The sequence below is a fragment of the Desulfamplus magnetovallimortis genome, assembly GCF_900170035.1.
Classification (GTDB): Bacteria; Desulfobacterota; Desulfobacteria; order Desulfobacterales; family Desulfobacteraceae; genus Desulfamplus; species Desulfamplus magnetovallimortis.
In genome coordinates this window covers 514,705-538,068 of record NZ_LT828540.1, presented here as the reverse complement: position 1 = coordinate 538,068, position 23,364 = coordinate 514,705, and the positions used below count along the sequence as shown (strand labels likewise).

14 protein-coding genes are annotated in these 23,364 nt (G+C 38.5%); 7 read left to right on the top strand and 7 right to left on the bottom strand.

Going from position 1 to position 23,364, the window contains the following annotated elements; genetic code table 11:
- Positions 1 to 212: 212 nt before the first annotated feature.
- The 5 genes from MTBBW1_RS02250 to MTBBW1_RS02230 all read left to right on the top strand — a co-directional run bounded on the left by MTBBW1_RS02250 (position 213) and on the right by MTBBW1_RS02230 (position 5,162).
- Positions 213 to 3,083, top strand: coding sequence for a type VI secretion system ATPase TssH (locus MTBBW1_RS02250; RefSeq protein ID WP_080798555.1), 2,871 nt, complete (start codon positions 213 to 215; stop codon positions 3,081 to 3,083).
- 10 nt (positions 3,084 to 3,093) lie between these two features.
- On the top strand, positions 3,094 to 3,330 hold the full coding sequence (locus MTBBW1_RS02245; protein WP_080798550.1) for a hypothetical protein: 237 nt from the start codon (positions 3,094 to 3,096) through the stop codon (positions 3,328 to 3,330).
- Positions 3,305 to 3,961: a hypothetical protein gene (locus tag MTBBW1_RS02240; protein ID WP_139786631.1), complete on the top strand. Its 657-nt coding sequence runs from the start codon at positions 3,305 to 3,307 to the stop codon at positions 3,959 to 3,961. Before MTBBW1_RS02245 ends, MTBBW1_RS02240 begins: the two co-directional genes overlap by 26 nt.
- Before the next feature lie 13 nt (positions 3,962 to 3,974).
- Positions 3,975 to 4,862 (top strand): hypothetical protein, encoded by an 888-nt coding sequence (locus MTBBW1_RS02235; protein ID WP_080798545.1) that lies wholly within the window; start codon positions 3,975 to 3,977, stop codon positions 4,860 to 4,862.
- A gap of 93 nt (positions 4,863 to 4,955) precedes the next feature.
- The gene (locus tag MTBBW1_RS02230; protein ID WP_080798543.1) at positions 4,956 to 5,162 is read left to right on the top strand and encodes a hypothetical protein; all 207 of its coding nucleotides are present in this window, start codon (positions 4,956 to 4,958) and stop codon (positions 5,160 to 5,162) included.
- A gap of 474 nt (positions 5,163 to 5,636) precedes the next feature.
- On the opposite strand, the gene MTBBW1_RS02225 is transcribed toward MTBBW1_RS02230, so the two are convergent.
- The 7 genes from MTBBW1_RS02225 to MTBBW1_RS02195 form a co-directional block, all read right to left on the bottom strand.
- Entirely contained in the window at positions 5,637 to 10,886 is a 5,250-nt protein-coding gene (locus MTBBW1_RS02225) for a right-handed parallel beta-helix repeat-containing protein (protein WP_080798540.1), read from the bottom strand.
- A complete protein-coding gene (locus MTBBW1_RS02220; protein WP_080798537.1) occupies positions 10,883 to 12,835 on the bottom strand; it encodes a SpoIIE family protein phosphatase in 1,953 nt (650 codons plus the stop codon). Before MTBBW1_RS02220 ends, MTBBW1_RS02225 begins: the two co-directional genes overlap by 4 nt.
- Before the next feature lie 21 nt (positions 12,836 to 12,856).
- The gene (locus MTBBW1_RS02215; RefSeq protein WP_080798535.1) at positions 12,857 to 13,267 is read right to left on the bottom strand and encodes an ATP-binding protein; all 411 of its coding nucleotides are present in this window, start codon (positions 13,265 to 13,267) and stop codon (positions 12,857 to 12,859) included.
- 120 nt (positions 13,268 to 13,387) lie between these two features.
- Positions 13,388 to 14,842: a recombinase family protein gene (locus MTBBW1_RS02210; RefSeq protein ID WP_186441037.1), complete on the bottom strand. Its 1,455-nt coding sequence runs from the start codon at positions 14,840 to 14,842 to the stop codon at positions 13,388 to 13,390.
- 445 nt (positions 14,843 to 15,287) lie between these two features.
- Positions 15,288 to 16,163, bottom strand: coding sequence for a GAK system ATP-grasp enzyme (locus tag MTBBW1_RS02205; protein WP_080799673.1), 876 nt, complete (start codon positions 16,161 to 16,163; stop codon positions 15,288 to 15,290).
- A 38-nt stretch (positions 16,164 to 16,201) separates the two neighbouring features.
- Entirely contained in the window at positions 16,202 to 17,845 is a 1,644-nt protein-coding gene (locus MTBBW1_RS02200) for a phosphate signaling complex PhoU family protein (RefSeq protein ID WP_080798531.1), read from the bottom strand.
- 247 nt (positions 17,846 to 18,092) lie between these two features.
- The gene (locus MTBBW1_RS02195) at positions 18,093 to 19,448 is read right to left on the bottom strand and encodes a hypothetical protein (RefSeq protein ID WP_245809216.1); all 1,356 of its coding nucleotides are present in this window, start codon (positions 19,446 to 19,448) and stop codon (positions 18,093 to 18,095) included.
- Between the two features lie 478 nt (positions 19,449 to 19,926).
- On the opposite strand from MTBBW1_RS02195, the gene MTBBW1_RS02190 reads away from it, so the two are divergent.
- Both MTBBW1_RS02190 and MTBBW1_RS02185 read left to right on the top strand, forming a co-directional pair.
- Positions 19,927 to 22,683: a cache domain-containing protein gene (locus tag MTBBW1_RS02190; RefSeq protein ID WP_080798529.1), complete on the top strand. Its 2,757-nt coding sequence runs from the start codon at positions 19,927 to 19,929 to the stop codon at positions 22,681 to 22,683.
- A gap of 12 nt (positions 22,684 to 22,695) precedes the next feature.
- Positions 22,696 to 23,136 (top strand): YqaA family protein, encoded by a 441-nt coding sequence (locus MTBBW1_RS02185; RefSeq protein WP_080799668.1) that lies wholly within the window; start codon positions 22,696 to 22,698, stop codon positions 23,134 to 23,136.
- The last annotated feature ends 228 nt before the right edge of the window (positions 23,137 to 23,364 follow it).

The window sequence follows — 23,364 nt, the reverse complement described above, 5'->3', positions numbered from 1 at the left end:
TGTTTAAGATAAGGAATGAGCACAAAATAACTTTCCCATTTTGATAAACGAAGTGGCCGTGACGCCCGCTCTCCCTGATTTAAATGGGCACGTTATTTAAAATTTATTCCTAGCCTGGACAAGCCAGAGCCAAATATGTTTTCTGATTCTCTTGCCAAAATAACACGAAAATCAAAAAAAAAGAATTTAAATAGTTTCAAGGGAGGAATATAATGGTGAATGTTGATACAAGGTCTCTGTTGCTTCAGTTGAACGATTTTTGTACAAGTACACTCCAAAGTGGTGCGGGCATGTGTGTTGCCAGAACCCATTATGAGGTTTCTGTGGAACATTTCTTACTAAAACTCATTGAAGACTCCCGTTCTGACTTTTCATTTATCTGTCAAAAATTCAATATTGAGTTAGGTACGTTACAGAAAAAAATTGAATCTGCCCTTGAAGAATTTAATTCTGGTAACTCCGGCAAACCGGTTTTTTCTCCGCGCCTTCTGGATCTTTTCCAGGATGGATGGATGGTATCTTCCATTGACCTTGGGGAGAGAAAAATTCGTTCCGGCGGAATAGTGTGTGCGCTTCTCTCAAGGCCACTTGCATATATTTCCGGAAATTATGGCGATATCCTTAAAAAAATTAATAGAGACACCCTTATAGAAGAGTTCTGGTCAATTACACGTGGTTCTGTCGAAAATCTTTCAACTAAGGAAAAATCAGCTATTGCCGGAACGGATCAAGCTGCTGCTTCAAAGGGGAAGGAGGGATTTATTGAGCGCTTTTGTAATGATTTTACGGAAAAAGCACGTCAGGGCGGTATAGACCCAGTTTTTGGACGGGATGTAGAGATACGTCAGATAATTGATGTTTTGGCAAGGAGAAGAAAAAATAACCCCATATGCGTGGGGGAACCAGGGGTTGGAAAAACTGCTGTAGTTGAGGGACTTGCCTTGAGAATTATCGAAAATGATGTTCCCGATGTTCTTAAAAATGTGACACTTCTTGAGCTTGACATGGGACTGCTTGAAGCTGGTGCAGGTATGAAGGGTGAATTTGAAAATCGTTTAAAAGGCGTGATTAACGAGATAAAGGCACATGAGTCTCCAGTGATACTATTTATTGATGAAGCCCATACTCTAATTGGAGCTGGTGGAAGTGCAGGAGGAGGAGATGCTGCAAATCTTTTGAAACCTGCCCTTGCAAGGGGAGAGTTAAGAACAGTTGCGGCAACCACCTGGAGTGAATACAAGAAGTATTTTGAAAAAGATCCGGCGCTTTCCAGACGATTTCAGCCAATAAAACTTGATGAACCTGATGTTGCAGATACAGAGTTGATTTTAAGGGGTCTTAAGCCGGGTTATGAAAAGGCACATAATGTTATTATTACTGACAGTGCTGTCACTGCTGCTGCAGAATTTTCAGATCGCTATATAACCGGTCGTTTTTTGCCGGATAAAGCCATTGATCTTCTTGATACCGGGTGTGCCAGGGTTAAAATAAATCTTTCTACAAAACCACCGGTACTTGAAGATAAGGAGAGAATGATCCAGGCCCTTGAAAGAAATAGAAATGCCATGGAGAGAGATAGAAACAATAATGTAACTATTGATAGCGATCAATTTAATCAAATTCTGGATAAAATAGAAGTTTGCAAGGCAGAGGCAGAAGAAATCCGTCAACATTGGGATAGGGAGAAAGCAGCAGCAGAAAGGGTTCTTTCTCTGAGAGCAAAGCTTCAGGCCGCATTTTGTGAAAAAGAAACCGTAAACGACACAAATGAAATACAACACAATAGCCACCAGGAGGGTAACCAGCACAATGACCACCAGGAGGGTAACCAGCACAATGACCAGCAGGAGGATAATCAGCACAATGGCCAGCAGGAGGATAATCAGCACAATGGCCAGCAGGAGGATAACCAGAGTGCGGAGCAAAAAGATCAGGAAATAGATGAACAAAATAATAATAGATCACATGATAATAATGTTGATTCAGATTTGATATCATCTTTAAAACTAAAGCTTCACGAGGCTGATTTAGAGCTTGCTGAAATTCAGGGTGACAATGCCCTTATTCAGCTTGAGGTAAATCCTGATGTCATTGCAAGGGTTGTATCAGACTGGACAGGCATTCCTTTGGGAAAAATGGTCAAGGATGAGGCTGAGGATATAATTAACCTTGAAAAAAGATTGAGTGATCGTGTTAAAGGGCAGGATCATGCACTGACCGCAATTGCCGAGGTAATAAGGGCTTCAAAAGCAGGTATCAGAAATCCTGGGCAACCAATTGGAGTCTTTCTGCTTGCTGGCCCAAGCGGTGTTGGAAAAACAGAAACAGGACTTGCAATTGCTGATCTTCTTTTTGGTAGTGAGAAAAACAGCGTCATAATAAACATGAGTGAGTTTCAGGAAAGTCACACAGTCAGCCGCCTAATAGGATCTCCTCCAGGATATGTAGGCTTTGGAGAGGGCGGAATGCTTACAGAGGCCGTGCGTCGGAAACCTTACTCTGTTGTACTTTTAGATGAAGTTGAAAAGGCACATCCCGACATCTCTAATCTTTTCTATCAGGTATTTGACAAGGGCATTCTCACGGATGGCGAAGGAAAGGAGATCAATTTCAAGAATACTGTAATTATTCTTACCAGTAACCTTGCCACCGATATTATTCAGGAGATGACCTCAGGTGAAGAGAGTGCGCTTATAGATGTCTTGACATCGGCCATTCGTCCTGTACTTTCGCAATATTTTAAACCTGCCCTGCTTGCAAGAATGACGGTGCTGCCCTTTGTGAGCCTAAAATCAGATGCCATGGAGCTTATTGTAAGGCTTAAGCTTGAAAAAGTCAGAAAAACCTTGATGGAGAACAACAAAATTACCCTTGTATGTTCGGACAGTGTTATTTCACAGATAACAGCAAGGTGTACAGAAGTTGAGACTGGCGCCAGAAATATTGACTATATTCTTAATGCCAATATTTTCCCCAGAATTTCAAGGGAAATATTGACTCACATGAGCCAGGGAGAGATGCCATCAAAAATATTTCTGGATGTGGATGAAGATGAGTCATTTACCATTGAATTCAGTGGATAAGGAGTCTTAAATGCAGAAGAAAATATGGATAACTGCTCTGAGTTCCCAAGAAAACACCAAAAATGAAAAATCCGAAAAAAATATAGAAAAGAATAAAACCGTTGCAGAAAAAAACACTCAAAACGTAAAAGGAGAAAAAATTGTTCAACAACTTCTTCTCCTTGCAAAAAAATATGGGCTTGCAGCAAATGGCCATTTCTGGGTTGATGATATTAAAAAAAATGGCATGGCAGACTCCAGGGGATAGTATCACAGCAAAGGAGAATGCTCTCTGGGTCATTTATGCTCCATTGAACTCACTTGAGTCAAGAACCGTAAGGTATGGTTTATCTCTTCTTGCAATCTCTGTACAAAAAATTAAAGGAATTGGATTTCCCATTCTCATTGTGACAGATGATGATTCTTTGATGCCGGAACATCTTCCAACCCCTTTTAGAGGATCAGAAGTAATACTTCTATCTGATAAAACCCTTGGGGCAAAATTTACGGCAAGGGCTAATACTCCAGTCCCCAAAATTGCAACTGAGTACAGGATTGATATACATGCCAATCAAGGATATGGAATCTGGTTTGAAACAGGGCCGGCTAAAGGAGAAGAGTGGAAAGGTGTACTGGCAGGCGGGTTGATCTCTGATGTTAATGCACATGGAGTTGGAACATCCGGTCTTCTGCCTTTGAAAACGGTTCTGGAATATCAGATGCAGGGGATTAAGCTCTCTTTTGGAAAAAATGAATTTTCTGCATGGGCTGTAAAAAATATCATAGATGATCAACACTCCTATTATTTCCGATTTAACGATATTCCGGATCAGATCCTTTTTGGTCAGTTGCCGGATGAACAGGATGACGGGCTGTTATATCACATAGAACTTTGTTAGAAAGGGTTTTAAGATGTCTTTGCACGGAAAAAAATTCTATATTCTCTTTTTTGTTTCATTGTCAATACTGTTTTTTTGTATGGCCCCAAAGGCATTTGCCAGCCCTTTTTCAACCTATCCGGGAGCCAAAGCAAAAGCCATGGCTGGTGCTTTCACGGCAGTTGCAGATGATCCTTCTTCTGTATGGTACAATCCAGCCGGTTTTTCAACAAAAAGGCTTCAATGCACTTTGGAGTGGTCCCAGGCGCCAACCATTGATGAAGAATATGGTCCCGTTGAGACAGATCAGACTTCATGGTTTTTGGGAAGTATCGTAAATCTGGAGTGGTTTAAACTAATGGAACTTGAAGCAGGTCTTTTTTTCTACTCTCCTTACACAGCAAAATACTGGGCATATGATGATGGCAGCAGACAGAAGGCATGGGGGCATGTTCATGAAACCTACCAGATTTTGGGTATTCCAGTGGCAAAAGCGTTTCTGGATGGCAGACTGAGACTTGGCATGACACTTGAGTGGGTGCTTATAGATATTGGTGGTTCTGATATATCTTACAGGGATCAGTGGGGATGGGTTGACGTTTACAACATGAATGAAGATAGTGGGGGGGGATTGAGTGGTTCAATAGGAGCCCAGGGAATACTTTTTGAAAACAAGGATTCATCATATAACCTGACACTTGGGGCTGTCTATCGCTTTAAGACATCAACGGATATTGGTAATAAAGCAGTTGTAAATGAGTATGACCAGGGCATTAACTCAATTTTTTTTGACAAACCACAGAGTTTTGACATTGGCATGGCCTTTAATAAATCTTTTCCCACTAAGGAAAACATATGCCTAAGCGCCCAGTTCGGGTCAACAGACTGGGGGGGCGCAAGTAGTGGAAACGAGGATTTTTAAATACAACAAGCTCTCCATTGGAGCAGAGTATGAACTGGCAAGAGCTTTTGGTTTATAAAAAAAAGTGCTGTAAGGGCTGGATTTTATCAATCCATGGTATCAGGAGATAGCACAATCTGGTCATGGCCCGATGTAACGGGTATCACATTTGGTGCAGGTGTTGCTTTTGGTGATGTCTCTGAAGAGGGGAAAGACTATTTTCAGTTTGATCTGTCACAAGAGTTGAGATCCCTTGAAAACAGTGATGATTATGATGAGAGTGCTTCTTTAACAACGCTCTCTTTATCATGGCATTTTTAATTTTTTTATATGAAAGTCTCCGTAACAGCCTGTTTTGAAAATGACTTTCATCCCTTCGATTGTGGCGGTAATCCGCCATGTACGTTATAAGAAAGTCCCCGTATTGCAAGGTTTTTTTCAGGGCTTTCATGCTTCGTTGTGGCAAGATGGGTTTGCCATGGCCGTTATAAGAAAGTCCCCGTGATTCCAGGCTTCTCAGGACTTTCATGCTTCGTTGTGGCAGATGTGTCTGCCATGTATGTTATACCTTAAGTTCTACTTTGTTGACTTCTATAAATTTTCAAATCCGACACCTATGCTCTTTTGAGCCTTGTCACTACTGTCTGAATCAGGATACCCAGGATGATAATGAATTTACAGGATAAAAATCCTGAACATCCTGTAAATCCTGGTTATCTTGATTCAGACAAATGCAATAAATGCAGATAAAGCCAACAAGATATCGATTTTGAGAAATAAGTAAGTTTATTAAGGCTAATTACTAAACAGTGTGTTGATAAAACATCCAGATGAACCGAGATTGGTGTCTGAGCGATCTTCATCAGAAGATGAGTCAGTATCTGTGTCACTGTTACTGAAGAGTGCAAAATCAGTTAAGTGATTGACATTAAATGATATCATGCCATTTATTGAATCATCCACATCTGTAATGGTGTCTTCTGTCCATTCTCCTTTTGCTCTATTATGCCATTTGGGAACAACTCGGTTTTTATCTGTGACGGGAATTGTTATTCTTATGGGATTTTCAAGATTCTCAATTATAATTGGCGTTGAGTCCTCATTAATGAAATATACACTAAGCATTGATCCGTCAGCAGTTGTTGTTAACTTTTGATATACAACAGTTAGCCTTAACTTTTCTGTACCAAACATGCCTGCAAGTTCAGCAACTGCTGATGATGAAATGACAACTCCTGGCATTTTGTGATCATTATCCCCTGTAAAGATATCATCTGTCTTTTTTAAAAAGTCAGTTTCAGCAATCCAGTATCTGATATTACTATAAGTATCCATTGAAAATTGCCCAAAAAGATATGCAGATCGGTTAACAAGAAGTTCTGCCCTGTTTTGTATCTTGTCAATGAGGGTATCTGAAAGAATAAGGGTTCCAAGCTCCTGTCTGCTTATAAGAGTATCCAGAATTTCTGTTATCTGGCGATGTTGGTCATCTGTTAACTGCTGATCATTTAGGATTGTGTTGATATCGTCAAGAATCTGGTTTACCTGTTCTGTATTGATATCCATTTTTGAATTTTCGGAAAGTGTATCAAGAACAGTTGTATTGCCATCCTCTGAAGTATCAATGTTTGAGTGAATCACAGCCTGGAACAGGGCACCACCAACTTCATAATTGTATATATCAAAGTCAGCTTTTTTGGATTGCTCAACCAATGCATTACTTAAATTGTTGACCTGATCGTGAAGTTCCTTAGAGAGACTCTCCAATCCTTTTTGCTGCCCCACAAGATCGTCAATTATTTTGGCACATATTCTAATTTCATCTCCTGTCATTGGTGCGATGGACTCTATCTGCTCCAGTGTAAATAGAAGCTGGGATGCCTGTGATTGTGAGAGAATCTCTTCTGTTTTTTCAGGGTTGTTACTACAGAAAAGATCAAGTGCATTCAGAAGAGTGAGTTTCTGTGAGCTGTCAAGATTCACATTCGCTGCAAGTATCCTTGCACCGTTTAAAAAATTGTTCTTGTTAAAAGCTGTCAGGGCAGCGCCGGCAACCTCTGTAATTGCAGCAATCACCGCATCAAAATCGCTTGCTGCTGAATTTTCATCAATACTTCCCAGGAAACTGAGCCTGTTTTCCTGTATTCCTGTTATTTCAGTTTTTTCGGTATGATCAATAGCTGTTACATATATATTTGCTATAATGGTATTATAAGATATACTTTTTCCATCATATGCTTTAAACATAAGTGTATCTGTGAAGCTCTCCTCCACCTCCGGAGGTTCATAATATATTCTGTAAAGGGAATCTTCTATGGAACTAAAAGATAAAAGTTCCTCTCCTGTTGAATCGTTATTTTCTTCTCCGCCAGTTGTTTCACCATTGCCCCCTTTGTACTGGTATATCCGGCCTTTTGCTGTTTCATCGCTTGAAACTTCCACCTGTGAATCACTCTCCGAAGGTGAATAATAGATTATTGAAACCTGATCATTGTCAACATCGAATCCTCCCTCAATTTTCAGTGAAAGTAGCTTTCCCTCGGTAACATAGGCAAGGGGCAAGGTTTTGCTGTTTCCGTCTGATCCAATAAAAGGAGGGTTATTTGAGAATTCAAATGCTCCCATATCCACGGCAATTTCATCATAGGCATACTCTCCTTTCATATCAGCATTAAACGGCCGTTCATTGCCATTAATATCAGAATCCAGAATCCATGCACTTGAGGTACCCTTGTTGATACAGGGAGAGTCAGGCTGTAATGACCATATTGCATCAACCCCTGAACCTGTCGGGCCTGCAAGAAGGCTTGGTGATACAAACAAAGGTATTGAATCAATGTTTAATTCGTAGAGTGCTGGTGTACCTGAACCTGAAAGGCCTGAAATCCCACCCATGATATTAGAGTAGCTCAACTGAGGAGCTGAAAGTGCAGAAAGAAATATTTGATCATTGGAAAGTGTACCGCCTGCTCCTTTTGAAAATGAGTTACCGTAAATTATTGTATTGATCACAACAGGAGAACTCTCATCAAGATATATGCCCCCACCATTATCATAGCTTAAGTTGTTTGAAATGGTAGCATTTCCAATTTCCGGGTTTGATCTCTTGAGGTAAAGACCTCCTCCGGAAGCATCAGCAAGGTTATTGCAGATAATGGTGTTTACGATAACAGGTACCGATTTCTCCAAATATAAACCGCCACCACAAACGGCGCTATTATCGCATATGGTACTGTTTTTAATCTCCGGTGATGATTCGTTCATGTAAATTCCACCACCATAAAGATTTTGCTGTGACATAATCATATTGTTGTTAATGACGGTTTTTTCAATAAGTGGAGATGAATTGAGAGAACAGATTCCTCCGCCAAAACTTCCTGCAGTATTATTGTTTATTCTTGTATCTCTTATGGTTACATCTGCATTGTCCAAAAGGAAAATTGCCCCTCCGCTCTCTGCAGAATTTGAATAAAAATTGCAATTATCAATTACAAGATCAGAAAAGCCTTCAACATAGAGAGCTCCGCCTGCTGTTCCGGTGCCATCACTTATGTTACAATAACTTAACAGGGATTGGGTTGCATCTGAAGTAAAAGCAATGCCTTTTCCTGCTTTTATTTGAATGAGCTGATCTTCTGTTCCTATAGCCTGAATAGAGCCTTTTATGGTAAGACTGAAGTTTTTTCCTAAATTAACTGTAACCCCATTACCGATTGTTATAGTTTGGCCTGGTGGAACAATAATTTCGCATGATTCCACAGAAGTGTCAGGAGTAGGCTGTCCATCAAGGTTTTTTAGGAAATCAAATTTGATTTCCGATGCTTGGGCTTTGCTCCAGTCAGAAGATGTAAGTTGATATGTTGATGTGTTATCAATGTAGTATGTTGTAACTCCTGACTCTGTTAGAACCTGGTGATGTGCCGCAGCATCCACTGAAATGGAGATTACAGCACTGTTTGGAGAGAGACTTATTCCGTCATGTGCCTTGAATTGAAAATCAACAGTGAAACTCTGTTCAACATTGGGGGGGACATAAATGAGCCTGTTTTCAGGGTCGGTTATTGTGTCCATGTTATAGAGAGCAGCTCCCTTTATGATATCATCCCCGTCTATCTCATACTGGTAAAATGTTCCTGTTTCGGAGGGGTATGATGATGTGTCTATTGTTTCTCCTGAATCTGCTGAGCTATCAGGATCATTTGCATCCATGGAATCAGTTGAGCTATCCTGGTCATTTACGTCCATGGAATCAGTTGAGCTATCCTGGTCGTTTACTTCCATGGAATCACTTGAGCTATCCTGGTCAGTTGCGTCCACGGAATCGGTTGAGCCATTCTGGTCAGTTGCTTCAACGGAATCAGTTGAGCCATACTGGACAGTCGAGTACACAGAATAGGTTGAACCATACTGGTCTGCCAGGTCTTCTGAAAATAGTTGTTTGGTTTTAGAGGTTTCTGTTTGTTCAGATGGATTATAAAAAAGTATTTTTACATCATTCCCGTCAACATCAAAACCATCCGGGATTCCTTCAATTACAATCTGTTCTCTCTGGCTCATTTCAATAGAATCAAGTGTGATATCATCTCCATTCTCTCCAATAAAAGGAGGATTATTCTGAAACTCATATGCTCCCATATCGGTAAAAATTTCATCATATGGATATTGACCTGACAGAGCTTCATTATATGGCCTTGGCTGCCCATCAATGTCTGTTGATTGAAACTGTGCAGTAGAAGAGCCTCTGTTTATACATGGAGAATCAGCTTTTATGTGCCAGTCTGCATCAGAGCCGTTTCCGTCAGGTCCTGCTGTTTCAGAGGCATTTTCAAACATTGGTGGTGCGTCAATGTTTGTGGATGACCATACTATCTCTCCAGTGCCTGTTCCCAGTAGATCTTCGTAGCCACCCATGACATTACAAAAGGTTAATTCAGGAAGAGAGCTTGCGGTAAGATAAATCTGGTTGGCAAAGCTGTTTGGGTCTTCTCCAGGTGACATTATATTGTCATAAATAATTGTATTGATTATATGGGGTGAGGAAGAATCCATATGAATACCGCCCCCGCTTTCATAGGCAACATTCCAGGCTGTTGTGGTTGCAGAGATAGTTGGATTGGAATTTTCAAGATGGATAGCGCCCCCTGAAGCTGTAGCCAAATTATTACAAATTATATTGTTTGTGAACAGTGGATTTGAATTCAGCATGAAAACTCCTCCACCATAAACTGCACTGTTATCTGTAATACGGTTTGCATTCATGTTTGAATGGGCATAGCTCAGGTATATTCCACCGCCAAATCTTACTCCACTGTTGTTTTTAATTTGACAGTTCTCAACATCTGGAGAGGAGTTAAGACAATATATGCCGCCTCCGTAGATGGTTGCCTTATTGTTCGTTATAATACAGTTTTTAATGGTGATGTCAGCATTATCTGTTAAAAAAATACCTCCCCCATAAACAGCGTTGTTGTCTGATATTGTGCAGTTATCAAGTGTAAGGTCTGAAAAATTTTCAACATATAATGCTCCTCCACTTGTTGAATCTCCATCGGTTACTGTACAGTAAACAAGATTTGAAGGTATTACAGCAGATTCAAAATGGATACCTCTGCCTGCTTTAATGTTTACATTGTTCTTTGCTGTTCCATTGATGTTTAATGCCCCTTTTACAATAAGTCTGAAAGCAGAACCTAAATCTATGGAAACGCCTTCATTGATTGTCACGGTTTCTGTTTCAGGAATTGTAATATCACATGTGTCAACGGGATTTTCGGGCTGGGCTGCTCCAGGAGCTTCACTTAAAAATTTGAAAACTATATGTTGTGTATCTGATGCATTCCATGTGGAGGAGGGTAAAGTTTCGCTTTGGCTGTTGTCAATATAGAATGTTTTTGTGTAGTTCTCATCTGTAATTGTGAAATCAGCATTCAGAATGCTGATTGAAAAAAAGAGAAAAACAATAAAAAAAACAATAATCCCTTTAAGAAAATTTAAAGTAAATTGATTTTTTTTTGATGAAGGTCTTTGTTTAGAATAATAATTCATTCTTCACCTTTGAAAACCAATGCCAGCATTGTAATGTCATCAGATTGTGCTGTTCCTGCGGTAAAATTTTTAAGATCACGATTAACAGAAGCAATGATATCCTTTGGAATAACGGTGTCTGATGATTCTATAAGTTTCTTTAGACGATCATCTGAGAAGAGCTTTTTTTCAGAGTTCATGGCTTCTGTTACCCCGTCTGTATAGAATAAGAGCATATCGCCTTTTTTTAATGTCAAAGAAAGCTCTTTGTATTCAATTCCTTCCATTGCTCCGGCAATTGGGCCACTTAACCCTTTTTGATAAAATGTCTCGTTTCCTGATTTGATAAGCGGAGGATTATGACCTGCATTAATATATCGCATCTCACCTGTTCTAATATTTAGGATACCTATAAGCAGAGTAACAAACATGCAATTAGGGTTATCCTTGCTTAAAACTTCATTTATTTTTGTTACAATATCTGAAGCAGACCTTGTGCTGTCGGAATAGGTTTTTATCAGGGTTTTTGTAATCACCATAAATAGTGCAGCAGGTACGCCCTTGTCTGAAACATCTCCAATTGAGACACATAGGTGATCTTCATCCAGCAGAAAAAAATCGTAAAGATCACCGCCGACTTCCCTTGCAGGTTCAAGGTAGGCATGAAGGGTGAATGCATCTTTTTCCGGATAGGGAGGAAATATTTTAGGCAGGATTCCAAGTTGGATATCCCTTGCAACATTTAATTCGCTTTCAATGCGCTCCTTTGCTGCGGTTGTTGCAATTAGCTGCTTAATATTCTTTTGCAACTCCTGGAACATATAAATAAATGAATTTGCAAGGGCACCTACTTCATCTTTCCTCTTTGTGAAAAAATCCTGTTTCAGGCTCAAGGTTAACTCAGGAGAAGTAAGATCCTGGCTTGGAATATCCTTGATTTTCATGGTTAGTGATTTCAATGGTCCTGAAAAACGCCTCACTGCAATAATGAGAACAAAAAGACCAATAAGAAAAATACCCCCGATGATTTGCGAAAGGCCTGCTGCAAGTTTATTTGCAGGGCTTTTAATCTCTTCAACAGGCACAAGGGCTGTTATATACCAGTCAAGGGCTTTTATATGGGATGTGTAGGCATTTATCTCTGTTTGGTTCAGAAGAATTTTTGATGGAGAATCGCTGTTTTTAGATTCCATAAGAGTTTCAAGAAGGTCATTTGATATTTCAGGAGTATATTTTTCAGCAGGTGGAATCAATATTTTCCTTAAATTGTCAAAAAGGAAAATAGTTCCTGTATCTGCAATTTTAATTTGGTCAAAATTCTCCTTTAGTACTTTGATAATCTCATCAATTTTATTCTGGGTTTCGGTCTCTATCCTTGATATGTCATTTGTAACTCCAATGGACCATCCCCAACGGGAAAGTGTTGTTATGTATGCCAGTTTTTTGTTGTCTATTGACATGCAGGAAAAAACAGCAAATTTATCAAAAGGTAAGTTTGTATTGTTAATACTTGAGGAAACTGGTTTTGATTTGACATCTTTTATCTCTTCCAGACTTTGCCCTTTTAGAATATCCTTAGAATGAAAAAAAATTTTGCAGTTTTTGTCAGATATAAAAAAATCTGATGAGATGCTTATTGTTTTCAGCCATGATGCCATTTGCTCTCTGGCATCGGTTTCGTTGTCCGATAGCCTGCAAATTTCGTTAATTGCATTCTTAAGAATTACATTCTCATTCTTAATCTGGTTTTTCAAAAGCTTTATTAGAACAACTTTATCAAGAAGAAGGGTTTTATATTTTCCTTCAACATTTATGTGAATAATATTTTTTATGTTCTCGATATTTTTCTGCTCTGTGTTTAACACAGCATTTTTAACATCTTTTTGAGTAATAAAAATTATACTTCCAGTGGTGGCAACAAAAATTACGCCAATAAGAATCAAGATTTTAGATTGGAGAGAATGAACCATTTTTCCTCCGTATATAGCCTTTCAGTTGGTCAAATTTAAAGTAACTGTAAGAATATTTTTGTTGTCACATCTGTTATATTTAATATCATCAGCCATCTGTTTAACCAAAAAGAGGCCAAGGCCTCCTATTTGGCGATCATTTAAATCTTTTGTTGTATCAGGTTCTTCTGCGGATAAAGGATCAAATGCGTAGCCTGTGTCAATAAAGGATATATATATATGATCTGAATCTTTATCAAACTCAATGGTAATGGTCTGTGATTCTTCCGTGTCATAGGCGTAGTTGATTATATTGACGGCAATCTCTTCCACTATCAGGGAAATGGACAAGGACTGCTTTGCTGTGGCTCCGGCCTCAACTGCAAGGGACGAAACATGTTCTTGCATTGATATCAAAGAGTCAAGTGTTGCTGACCATGTACTGGAAATCATTGATCACCTCTCTGCCATATTTATCATGAAAACAGATCTCCGCATTTTCATGATTAAGGCTGTCTGATGACAGCCAGGGCAGTTTTTATATCCTGAAAATGCTGAATCTTATTTTTTGTATCATTTTTTCTTTGTTTTTTTGCTTTTCTTTGCTTTTTTACGTTTTTTTGACCCGGATTGATCAGCAGCAGTGATAATATTGCCAATGGTACCTGTACTCCATTTATCCATGCCTTTACGGGTTTTTATTCCCATTTTGTAAAGTGTCTCTTTTATCTCCTTGTAGGTCATACCAGATTTTTTCAGTTTAAGGATCAGGTTTAATGTGAACTCCCGATACTCCTCCTTTTGTTCCCAATCAGGAGTATTAGCTGCCTCAGAAGGTTTCAAATTTTCTATTTCATTTTCATTCTCGTCAGAAGATTTGAAATCTTCAATTTCATTTTTTTCGCTTTCGTCGGAGGATTTTATATCATCAGAGTTATTTTTTTCATTTTTATCGGACGATTGTATATTGTCAGTTGCATTTTTATCGTCTGTTTTTACCCCATTTTGTTCTTTTGAGTCAGATAGATAAGAATTTTCTTCTTTCTCTTCAGAAGATATGCTTGATTTTTGTTGATCTGTTTCCAATGATTTGTTTTTGGGTTCATCATTCTGATTGTCAGGGAACTGCGGAGTTAATGCATTATCAATACTTTCAGTTGAAAAACGATTTTTTCCATATTTATAATAATTAGCTATTGCTAAATGGTGAAAACGTTCTCTATTTTTGTCTGGTGGCCTGTAGCCCATTTCTTTCAACTGGTAAGAGATCTCAACCCATGTCATATTTTGGTTATCTTTAAGGTTAGCAATAACTTTGCTGACCTGATCTTTATCAAACTCTTCACTATCACTTTCACTATCAGTAGTTGTTAAGTCTTTTGAAATAGAATTTTCATTGGATAATCCGGAATCAACTTCAGAATAGGTATCTATTGTGTCCGGTTCTTCTATTTTTGCCTCTGAAGCTGTTTCCTCTTTTATCTTAATAGGTTCTTCTTCTATTTTCTTCTGGGCTGCTGGCTCTTCAATTTTTTCCGGCAGGTTTGTCTCTCTTTCAACCTCAGGTAACACATGATTTTTTTTGCCTGAATGAACACTATGATCTTGATCTGTTGTTGAAGATGGCAGATTGTTTATGATTTTGTCCAGTATATATTCAATCTTGGATTCAATGTTCTCCATTCGTACAACTAATCCCTGAATATCACTTAATGCCTGAGTGTCACTGGAAAGAGATTTCATAGATGTTCCGTTAGCTGTGTTGTCATTGGTTTCTGGAGCAGAAGGGGTCTTGCAGGTGTATTTTTCACCAAGAAGCTCTATTATTGCATCTTTACGAAGCCCTTTTTTGCTGTAGCATGTGTTAATATCACGAATGATATTAACTGCATCAGGAGCATATTTTTCAGTTTGGTCACTGATCTGGATATCATTGAAAAACATTGAAAAACGTGTAATGTATCTGCGAATAGTATTTTCATTTATATCAAGTTTTGTAGCTATCTGCGGAATGGATAAATATTTCATAAATGTCTCCAAATAATTTAATAGTAAAAAAAATCCATTTTTTCCCGTGCAAAAACAGGATGTTGTGGAAAGGGCCGCCCTAAGGGCGCTAATGAATTGATTTTTAATAACTTGCCCATTCATCTCACCCCCAGCTACCTCTTACAGGCTTGCCATGGGGAGCTTGGGTAAGTTAATTAAACCCGAATACTAAGCTTTTTTTGCGATTTTGTTTGTATAAATCAGGAGGTGTTTTGTCAAAACTGAAAGTCAAGATAGCACATATTAAAAGAGAGTTGCAAGCGTGCTGTTAATTATAATTTTTTAAGTCCATTAAAAATCGCTTTTTATGGTATCTTAAAAAGGCGGAAATGCCAAAAACGTTATTAATAAATCCAGTGGGTTATGACTGAATAGTTCTTGGAATCCCACTTTTTGCAGATTCATCCGGTTTGAGGTCTTTATGTTATGCTTTTATTTTATTTAACACATAATCAACATAAAGTTCAGCAGCATCAATCTTACAGGCAGTAAGGATACCTTTAAAGCCACCAAATGCAGAAACTTCAAAGACAACAGGCCCGTTGTCTGTTTCTGCCACATCCACACATGTAAAATCAAGGCCAAAAAGCGCCTGTGCCTTGTATGCTATCTCAATTATTGAACTGGATGGAGTATATGGCTGATACTTTCCACCAAATTTTGTTGTGGTGTTCCAGGAAGAACCGTCATTACACCTTGCATATGTTGCCAGATATTCTCCGCCAAGAAAAACAATTCCAAGATCTTTTCCCCCAAGATTTACTTTTTTCTGGATATACATCATTGAATTTTTTTTTGTGAAAAGTTCTATCTGATTTTCAAGTTCAGGGGATGGACGCATTATCTTCATGCCCATTGCTTTGGATGAAAATAGGGGCTTGAAAACCGCTTCTCCATACTTTTCAACAGCCTTGACAGCAGCATCATGATTTTCTGTAATGGTGGTAGGTGGCATGGGTATTCCGCCATTTTTAAGTGTTACAGTGCAGGTAAGGCGGTCAAGTACACGAATAATCCTTAAAGGGCTGGAAAAGACTTGAAGCCCTTTCTCGTTAATGGCTCTCAGGATTTCAAGACGATCAAGGAGGTTGTGAGAGTAATGCCGTCCCGCTTTTTTAATAATCAGGGCATCAAGTTTTGAGATGTCAGTATCCTTAAACCAGGCGCTTCCTGTTTCAAGGTCAAAGGAAATAGTGTTTAGTGGAACAAGAAGTCTGTATCCTGTTTTCCTTTCAACAGTATCAGCAAGTCTTTCTGAAGACCAACCACCAGGGGTTCCGATTATGCCTATTTTTTTCATGTGGATATTTCCATTATGAATTTTTACATTTTTGATTGTCAATAGATAAGGATTGAGTCTGGAAGTGTAAAATTCTCCCATTTATCCTTATGATTTAGAACTTTTTCCATGAGCATATGTGCTCTTTGACACATCTGTCCTGCAAATTCATATTGAAGCTCAAAACGTGTTGATGTGAAAAAGGATCTAGCAAGTGCCAGTGCCATTCTTGCTTCAAAGGTGGTATCATTGTTATCCTTTGCAAATGTTCGGAAAACATTCAGAAAATAAAGGGTTGTTCGGCTTAAACGCTCTCTGAATTCTGCTTCAAATACAGGCATTCTGAAGTTAGAAACCAGAAATACAGATGCATCCTGAACATAGTCTGCATCTTTTGAACGATGGAGATCAATATAGTTGATCTTCTCTTCTTCATGGTTGTAAACAATATTGTTGGTATTAAAATCACCGTGAATAAATACTGAAAAAGGTGCAGGGATACTTTTTTCAATCTGCTGGCATGATATGATCAGGGACTGGGTGGTGTATTTGCTGCGAATGTCGGCGCTCCCTGTATTTTTTTTTACGGTTCTGCAAAACTCCGGATAGACACGCTTGATTGCGTTCAGGCGTTTGTTCAATTGTGCCATGTAATCAGTCTGTATTTCTACTGGTTTCAAGGTTTTTTCCCAGATATCCATAACAGTCTGTTCAAAAATAAAGAGAACGTTGTTGATATTTTCAGGCTCCTCTGTGAGTAAAATCTGATCCAGTGTACAACCTGACAGAAACTCCACAAGCATTGATGCTGTGTCGTACTTTTCGTAGTAACCAAAAACCCTTGGTGCAAGTCCGGGATGAATGGTCTCCCATCTACATATATTCTGGTGCTCTTTTTTGATCTTTTCGGTTTTTCCCTCTTTGAATATTCCCTGAGCCTTGAATCCGGAAGGTTTTTTCCGGCTCACCTTACTAACACGGCATCCTGACCTTGAGCCCCATATTGATGCAAAATCAATATCGTTAAGGGTTCCTTCAAAGCCTGATTCTGACAGGGTCTTTTCAAGGGCTTCAAACTGCCTTATTTTGATGCGGTCACCCATGATGGCAAAAATAAGTGCTTCCCCGATGTTAAGAATTGAGTCTCCTATACGTTCCAGATATCTAAATATGAAAATGATGGTGATGAGATCTGTAACACTTTGACCTTTTTTAAGATCCTCAAGTATGATTTTAAAACTATCTTCCCAGAGTCGATCCAGCTCAAACTCAGCTTTACAGATTTGCAGTGCGCCATTAAGATCGTTTGCATCAAAAACTTTCATAATGGTTGAGATACTACGCTGGATTACATTGAACATGGTTTTGTAATCGTATTTTTGAATACACTCCGAGCTTGAAAGAAACCTTGTCTGGCGGGTGATATTGACGCAGAAATCCGCAATTCGTTCAAGATTTATACACATAATGTGTATTGCTCTGATCCTTGTGATGGCGTCCTGGTTTCCGGCAGGTTTAAGTGTTGCAATAGTTGAAAAACAGGCGTTTTCCACTGTGGTTTTCAGATTGTCGATGTAATCATCCTTGGCGCCTATTTTTTCCAGCACCTCAAGGTTGAAATCCGACAGCAGACCACGTGTAAGCTTTATCTGGTTTTCAGTTTCAATGGCAAGAAATTTGAAATTTGCGAGGATGTTTCTCATGGATGGAAAGTGGTTTCCTGTTTATTAAGCTGTTTTTTTAAATGAAAAATAATTATAAATAATAGTATAAATTGTGAAGTTATTTTGGCATCTTTCATATCGACTCAAAAAGTAGTTTACACTTTTCTGAAAATTTTGAACCATGATTAAAAGGATTATAGGAATAACATGATTATAATCAAGGTAATCCTGTAATCAAAAAAATCATGGTTCAAAAAAAGTGTAAACCGATAAATGAAAGATGCCGTTATTTTATGCGATTTTTATACTCGTCAATTACTTTTTCACGGTTTATACCAGACATTACAAGGGCCTTTGCAATGTTAAGATCATCCCATGGCGGTTGGATACCGATCTCTCTTGCTGCTTTCATAAGGTTTTGTCTGTCAGGATGGATTACTTTTTCACCAAAATGGGTATCATCTCCCATGAATATAAGTAATGGCCTGTCGCTGTGGTGCTGTTTTTTGTTAAGATCCCTTATAACAGAAATGAGAAAATCTGTATATCTTTGTGACTGTGGATTCCATACTTCCACGCCGTCAACATCATAATCAGCCAGAAGAACCGGCCAGAACTGCTCTGGATGAGGAATAATAATTCCGGCATTTAGCGATCTTGCCTCTTCAATTACTTCCGATGTCCTGAAGAAATATTCCAGGGAAAAATCAGCTTTGACTTGCTGCTTCACGGCAGTGAGGAATGTTTGTGCTCTGTCAATCAATTGATCACCGTATCTTGGGCGAAGAAAATCGAAAAAATTTCTCAAAACCTTGTTTTTAATTGATTGGGCAGGAATACTTGATAGGTTCTGGTCAATGAGCTGTTCAATTTTTGCAACATGAATCTGGACAAACCTGATAAGATCGGAGTTGGCTCCGGTTTGCTTTGCTGCAGCTTCAATACGCTCTTCATGTGGCTTGGTGATTGTATCAATAAACTCAAAAAGCTGGGAGGATCTGTACTTAAAAGTGTGTGCAAGCATATCTTTCAGCATATGAGCATTTTTTGTTGATTCATTTTTAAAATGGAGCAGCAGTTGAATTTTCTGGTTAAATCCCCGTGACCAGCAGTCCACTTCAACCCCCGAGAATCCCTTGTAGCTCATGATTTCGTTGTGTTGGGTTGGAATGATCAACTCTTTTTCACGGTTGGGAAACATCTGTTCAATACGTTTGTCAATCATTTCAATGGGAATAAATTCAGGATGCCAGTGAACCGCAAGCACTGCTTTTTGACGTGGAAATGTTTGTGTAGGCTCTGTTATGCAACATATTTGTTTGCTTGTAAGATCTGTTGATACCACGCTGAAAAAAATGTTGTAATCCTCTTCTGTAACCTCTTTGCTGATGGTACAATTTTTGTAGTCTTGGAGAATCTCATTTTTTGCATTGTTTGTATTAAGTATTTTTTTTGAAAGAAATGTTTTGGTGTGTTCGAAATGATCAGATGTCTCTGCATTATCAAATATTTCTGAATCATCAGATCTACCTGGATAATCATGTGTGTCGGAATTGACGGATACCTTTTTAATGTTATCCGAGGAGCCGGAAAAATCTGACAGGCAATTATTATCAGAAGTGTGCAGGGGAAAAACTTTCATTGTGAGTTAACTCTTTAAATCCCTGTAAAAGAATGAGTTTTAAAATAAGTGCTGACATTGCAATAATATAATCGTATAAGAATTACAATTTATCACCTGCAAAAGCAAGTAGTTATGGAAAAGCCCGCCCGAAGGGCGCTAAGCACTCTTTTGTTTTTTTCTATTATTAACATCATTTGTGGCAATTGCAAATGAATTTTTGTCAGCAATTCATAAGGATATTTAGTGGACAAACTCCTTGTTAAAGCAGCATTGTCATGGTAAATTTCTTTTAAACGTCGGCATCCTTAATATCGTGCATAAAGTTCTTTACACTTTCCGGAACAGGCTACTGGAAAAACCGGCATTGTGTTCAGGAAAATGTAAACTTGCAAATGAAAGATGCCTAAACGTCCCTCTTTTTTTTATCGTGAAAAGACCCTAACCATTTTCATGGTTGGGAGTAGCAGTTGAATTCGGCCATGACTTAAGGAACAAGATGATCTCAGGAAATTTAAAAATCAGAGACAGACTTTTATTGACCTTTCTGGTTGTTTTTATTCCGCTGATGATAGCAGGAAGCGGGATATCCTATTTTAAGATCAAAAAAGTTCTTATGGCTAATATTGAAAAGGAGTTAAATGAAAAAACAGATGCCCTTGTCAAAATGATTAAAGCCTCCGCATCTGTCTCAATCAAAAACAGGCTTTGCGCCATTGCCGAAAAAAATCTTGATATTGCCGAGTATTATTATAATAAATATCGCTCTGGGCTACTTATAAGAGAGGAAGCCATCAAGATGATTGAAGAGGTGTTTTTGTCCCAGAGCGTTGGTATAAGCGGATATATTTATTGCATTGACAGCAATGCAACAGTTGTTGTTCATCCAAACAACGCTGTAAAAGGCTCTGATGTTTCATCTTTTGATTTTGTCAGAAAACAGATAGAGATCAAAGATGGTTATATTGAATATAACTGGCAGAACCCTGGCGAACCCTATGCCCGCCCCAAGGCCCTTTATATGACCTATTTCAAACCCCTGGACTGGATTATTTCGGTATCATCCTATCGCAATGAATTCAATTATCTTATTGATATAGATGACTTCAAGGAGATTGTGATTTCATATAAAAGCGGAAAAACCGGATATGCTTTTATAATAAGAGAGGATGGAATCCCTGTTGTCCATCCGGCTGCTGACGATTTGGGTCATTTTAAGCGAAATAACTCTCTGTATGAAGTAATTTTACAAATAATTAATATAAAAAAAGGCACGTTGAGATATAGCTGGAAAAATCCTGGTGAAAAATTTGAAAGGAAAAAGATCGCAATATTTGACCATCTGCCTGAATATAAATGGATTGTAGGCTCTTCAAGCTATGTGGAAGAAATATATGAGCCTTTGGATATTTTTAAAAGACTTATATTAATTATTCTTTTGATTGCAATATCAACCTCAATTATTCTTACCTATATTATCAGCAGACTCCTTACAAGGCCCCTTGAAGTGCTGATGAAAAAGCTTGAATCTGGTGTAAAAGGTGACTTTTCAATCAGGATGAATTACAATGCTCCCAATGAATTTGGTAAACTTTCTGAATATTTTGATTCATTTATGGACAGGCTTGATCTATATCATAAAAATCTTAACAAAGAGATCTGCAACCATATCAAAACACAGAAGAGTCTTAAGGAGAAGGAGCTTAAACTCAGAGGCCTTTTTGATCAACTTTTTCAGTTTTCAGGTGTTCTTTCTCCATCAGGTATTATACAGGATGTCAATCAGACAGCTCTTGATCTGATAGGTTGCAGTGCCCTGGACGTTAAAAACCGCTTTTTCTGGGAAACTCCGTGGTGGAATCACGATGCTGAAGTTCAAAGAAAATTGAAGAAATCAATAGAGCTTGCAGGCAAAGGGGAATTTGTAAGATATAACACTTCCAATATCACTCAAACAGGTGATGTCAGAAATATTGATATCTCCATAAAGCCTGTACTGGACGAATTTGGAAATGTGCTTTTTCTTATTGTTGAAGGCAGGGACATTACAGAACTTAAAGTTGCAGAGCAGGAAAAAAGAGCCATGACCCTCAGGCTTCAGAAGGCTCAGAAGATGGAGTCAATAGGAACCCTTGCAGGTGGAATTGCCCATGATTTCAATAATATCCTTTCAGCAATTTTTGGTTATAACCAATTGGCAATGCTTCACCTTTCAGATCCTGAAAAATTAAGCATCTATCTTGATAAAATTGATATCAGCAGCAAGCGGGCAGGCGAACTTGTAAAGCAGATTCTCACCTTCAGCCGCAATACAGAACATAAAAAACAGCCTTTGCAAGTATCATCCATAGTTATGGAAGCTCTCAAGATGATACGTTCAACAATCCCTTCAACCATTGACATTAAAAGCCATATTTCAACTAACAGTGTAATCCTTGGAGATAGTACTCAGATTCATCAGATTATGATGAACCTGTGCACCAATGCCTATCATGCAATGGAAGAGACAGGTGGAGTTATCTCTGTTACACTTGAGAGAACCGAGCTTCCTGATGGGTCGGATGTTGCCATCTTTTCCATTGCTCCCATTGAGCCTGGAATGTACATAAAATTAACTGTACATGACACTGGTAAAGGAATGGATAAAGAGACCATGGAAAAAATTTTTGAACCATATTTTACAACAAAAGCTGTAAACAAGGGAACAGGGCTTGGCATGGCTGTTGTGCATGGAATTGTTGCAGGTCATAATGGTTATATCGACCTAACCAGTGAAGTTGGCAGAGGAACTCAAATATCAATATATCTTCCGGTGTTTCAATCTTCATCTGCATTAAATTTTACGGAACCAGAACCTGTTGTCATATCTGGTGGGAACGAATTTATAATGGTGGTTGATGATGAAGAGAGTATAATCACATCAACAAAGGAGTTGCTTAAAGATTATGGTTACAGAGTTAAAGTTTTTTCCAATGGAGTTGACGCTTTATTGGAATACAAACAAAATTTTGCTAACTTTGATCTTATAATCACTGATGTTACTATGCCAAAAATGACAGGTGTGGAGCTTGCAAAAAGAATACTTGAAATAAAACCAGATCAACCCATTATCATATGTACCGGACACAGTGATCTCATTGATGCAGAAAAAGCGGCTGCAATGGGAATATGTGAATATTATGAAAAACCTTTGATTGCCGAAAATCTTATTAAAGTTATTCGTAAGGTGCTTGATGAAGCCAAATTTTCTGCCTGAGTGGCTGTAAGTATGGAATTTCTTGCTGAATATGGCTATGCAGGCCTTTTTCTGTCAGCTTTTGGGGCAGCTACTATCCTGCCTCTGGCATCTGAAATTATACTGACAATGTTGTGGCTCAATGCATACGATCATTTTTTGTTGCTTATGGTTGCAACATCAGGAAATGTCCTTGGTTCCATTGTAAACTATATTATTGGGATCAGGGGAGGACGCTGGATAGTTATAAGACTGCTCAGGATATCTGAGCATGAGATGTCAAAAGCTGAGGAAAAGTTCAAAAAACATGGCCAGATAGTTCTTCTGCTTGCGTGGCTGCCGGTTATTGGAGATCCCTTGACTGTTGTTGCCGGAATATTGAAGGTTAATCCTTTATCATTTCTGTGTCTTGTGACCATTGGAAAATTTATGAGATATCTTTTTGTGGTGATGGCAATTGAAGTATCTGTATGAGGTGATAATTTTTTATTTACCGGTATCTGTCTTGTGCGTTACTAAAAGATTTCAGATTGGTCAATTTTAAAACCACTGGTGGGTATCTGTCTTGTAGGTTACTCAAAGACGATACCTATTTGTGAGCTTTGTCGGCGTCTTTCATTTCCCGCTTTACACTTTCCTGAGAGAAAACTCTGAGTGGCGGGAATCTCTCACAAAAAAGTGTAAAGTACTTTTGGGGTCATA